Origin of the sequence: Rhodoferax sp. (genome assembly GCF_023701345.1) — a bacterium.
Taxonomy (GTDB): domain Bacteria; phylum Pseudomonadota; class Gammaproteobacteria; order Burkholderiales; family Burkholderiaceae_C; genus Rhodoferax.
On the sequence record NZ_JAMPXE010000216.1, the window covers coordinates 1 to 3160 of the forward strand.

The following is a 3160-nucleotide window of genomic DNA, read 5'->3' on the forward strand; positions in this document are numbered from 1 at the left end:
CCCAGCAAAGGCAGCTTGCCGTTGTCGTCAAAGTACACGCCCACGCCCAGGTTGACCTTGGCGGGGTTGGTGTCGGCGTTGAATTGTTCGTTCAAGCCCAGAATCGGGTCGCGCGGGGCCATTTCGACAGCGGAAAAGAGTGACATGACAAAAGTCCTGTGAAGGGTTGTGAAAGTGACCATCCGGCCACTGGTAGAAACCCTGTATTTTACCGACGCGCATGGCGTTATGAACTGATTCGTTAAACTGATTTTTTTGAAAAACCTTGGCCTGGGCCTGGAGGAAACAGATGGATCAAGTGGATTGTGTGGTGGTCGGGGCCGGCGTGGTCGGCCTGGCGGTGGCCCGCGCGCTGGCGCTGCAAGGGCGCGAGGTGCTGGTGCTCGAAGCCGCCAACGCCATTGGCACCGGCACCAGTTCGCGCAACAGCGAGGTGATTCACGCCGGCATTTACTACACGCCGGGTTCGCTCAAGGCCGCGTTGTGTGTGCAGGGCAGGGCGCTGCTGTACGACTACTGCGGTGAGCGCGGCATCAGCCACCGGCGCTGCGGCAAGCTCCTTGTCGCGACCGAGCCGGCACAGGTGGCGCAGTTGCAGGGCATTGCCGAGCAGGCGCGGCGCAACGGTGTGGCGGATCTGGTGCTCTTGAGCGCTGACGAGGCACTGCAGCTGGAGCCGCAGTTGGTGTGCCAGGCCGCCCTGTTGTCGCCCAGCACCGGCATTGTCGACAGCCACGGGCTCATGCTGGCGCTGCTGGGGGATCTGGAAAACGCGGGCGGTGTTGTGGCACTCAATTCACCACTGGCGGGGGCGCGGGTCGGGCAGTCAGGTATCGAGTTACATGCCGCAGACGGCACCGAATTGCGAGCAAAAACCGTGGTCAATGCAGCGGGTTTGCAGGCGCCAGCCTTGGCGGCGCGTTTTGTCGGCATGGACCAGCGCTTTGTGCCGCAAGCGTTTTACGCCAAGGGCAACTATTTCACGCTTTCCACGCGGGCACCGTTCTCGCACCTGATCTACCCGGTGCCGCAAGCCGCTGGGCTGGGTGTGCACCTGACGCTGGACCTAGGCGGCCAGGCCAAGTTTGGACCCGATGTGCAGTGGGTCGAAGCACCGGACGACCTCACGGTGGACCCGGCGCGGGGCGATGGTTTTTACGCCGAGGTGCGCAAATACTGGCCGGGTTTGCAGGATGGCGCGCTGCTGCCCGGTTATGCCGGCATTCGCCCCAAGATCAGCGGCCCGGGCGAGCCGGCGTGTGATTTCGTCATCCAGGGTCCGCGCGACCACGGTGTGCCGGGCCTGGTCAACCTGTTCGGCATCGAGTCGCCCGGTCTGACCAGTTGCCTGGCTATCGGTGACATGGTTGCCAAACAATGGGGGTCAGATTCCAATTAATTTCGCCTGACCATTTTCAAGAATTAATTGGACTCTGACCCCAATTAAAAAGTCTTCTTGATCAGGGCGGCGGCTTGTTTGACCAAGGCCGGTCCCTGGTAAATCAGGCCGGTGTAGATTTGCACCACATCGGCGCCGGCCCTGATCTTGCTCACGGCATCTTCGGCGCTCATGATGCCGCCGACACCGATGATCGGGAACTGCGGGCCAAGGGCGGCGCGCAACTGGCTGATCACCTGGTTGCTCATGGCCAAGACGGGCGCGCCCGACAGGCCGCCGGCCTCGTCGGCATGGGCCAGTCCCTTGACGGCGTCGCGGCTCAGCGTGGTGTTGGTCGCCACCACGCCCCAGGCGTTGTTGACCTGGCCAGAGCTGTCCAGCCCGTAACGCTGCAGGGTTTGGGCGATCACCTTGATTTGGTCCGCGTCGAGGTCGGGCGCAATTTTGAGGAAGATCGGGATGCGTTTGCGATGTTTTTGGGCCAGCAGTTCACACCGCTCCGAAATGGCGCCCAGCAAACCATCCAGCGCTTCATCACTTTGCAGGCTGCGCAGGTTTTTGGTGTTGGGGCTGGAGATATTGACCGTGATGTAGTCGGCATACGGGTAGACCCCGTCGAGGCAGGTCAGGTAGTCGTCGGTGGCGCGCTCGATGGGGGTGGCGGCATTTTTGCCAATGTTCAAGCCCAGCAGCATGGGCAAGTCATCCGGCGCGCCGGACTGGCGCTGCCGGTACAGCCTGGACTGCTTGACGTTGGCGATGAAAGCGGCCAGCCCGTCATTGTTGAAACCCAGCCGGTTGATCAGCGCCTGCGCCGGCGGCAGGCGGAACATGCGCGGCTTGGGGTTGCCCGGCTGCGCCAGCGGCGTGACCGTGCCGACCTCGACAAAACCAAAGCCCATGGCGCCCAGGCCGTCGATGCAGCGGGCGTTTTTGTCGAGCCCGGCAGCCATGCCGACGCGGTTCGGGAAGGTCAACCCGGCCAGCACCACGGGGTCGTTCATGCGCGCGCTGGCGTAGGCCCATTTCAGCGCGCTGCCCTGGGTGCGCTCGAGTGAATGCAGTGTCAACTCATGGGCGGTTTCGGGGTCCAGCTTGAATAAAAAGGGGCGGGTGAGGGCGTAGGGCACAAGAGCCATTGGATAATTCCTGAGATTTTTTGATATTTTCCCCGATCAACCCCCTCTAGGACTCCCGCATGGCAACACTTTCTCAAGACGAACTCAAAACCCTGGTGGGTCAGGCCGCCCTCAAGTACGTGGTGCCGGGCGAGATCGTGGGCGTGGGCACCGGCTCCACGGTCAACAAATTCATTGACGCGCTGGCCAGCATCAAGGACCAGATCAGGGGCGCCGTGTCGAGCTCGGTGGCCAGCACCGAGCGCTTGCAGGCGCTGGGCATCCGGGTTTTCGATGCCAATGAGGTGGACCAACTGGCGGTGTACATCGACGGCGCGGACGAGATCGACCACCAGGGCTACATGATCAAGGGTGGCGGTGCGGCGCTCACGCGCGAAAAGATCGTGGCGGCGCAGTCGCGCCAGTTTGTCTGCATTGCCGACGAGTCCAAGCTGGTGCAGACGCTGGGCAGCTATCCGCTGCCGGTGGAGGTGATCCCGATGGCGGCGCAGCGCGTCATGCGCCAGTTTGCGGCCAAGGGTGCGCAAGGCAAGTTGCGGCTCAGCAATGGTGTGCCACTGGTCACCGACAACGGCCAGTACCTGGTCGATGTCACCGGCTTGCAGATCAGCGACCCGCTGGC

General features: G+C 62.7%; 3 protein-coding genes and 1 pseudogene. 2 read left to right on the forward strand and 2 right to left on the reverse strand.

The window, feature by feature from the left end; genetic code table 11:
- Positions 1–146, reverse strand: a pseudogene (locus NDI87_RS17290) (aromatic amino acid aminotransferase); the annotation flags it as partial.
- Positions 147–289: 143 nt separating this feature from the next.
- Between NDI87_RS17290 and NDI87_RS17295 the strand changes: the two are divergent.
- A complete protein-coding gene (locus tag NDI87_RS17295; protein WP_296276827.1) occupies positions 290–1399 on the forward strand; it encodes an NAD(P)/FAD-dependent oxidoreductase in 1110 nt (369 codons plus the stop codon).
- A gap of 44 nt (positions 1400–1443) precedes the next feature.
- On the opposite strand, the gene NDI87_RS17300 is transcribed toward NDI87_RS17295, so the two are convergent.
- Positions 1444–2538 carry a quinone-dependent dihydroorotate dehydrogenase gene (locus NDI87_RS17300; RefSeq protein ID WP_296276829.1) on the reverse strand — a complete coding sequence of 365 codons (1095 nt, stop codon included), beginning with the start codon at positions 2536–2538 and terminating at the stop codon, positions 1444–1446.
- Between the two features lie 59 nt (positions 2539–2597).
- Here NDI87_RS17300 and rpiA point away from each other — a divergent pair.
- Positions 2598–3160 (forward strand): ribose-5-phosphate isomerase RpiA (gene rpiA / locus NDI87_RS17305; RefSeq protein WP_296276832.1); only part of this gene is annotated, 563 nt, incomplete at its 3' end.

Bases quoted from the DNA above. Each gene is read 5' to 3' on its own strand.
- NDI87_RS17295 (WP_296276827.1), top strand. From the start codon at position 290: ATGGATCAAGTGGATTGTGTGGTGGTCGGGGCCGGCGTGGTCGGCCTG.
- NDI87_RS17300 (WP_296276829.1), bottom strand. From the start codon at position 2,538: ATGGCTCTTGTGCCCTACGCCCTCACCCGCCCCTTTTTATTCAAGCTG.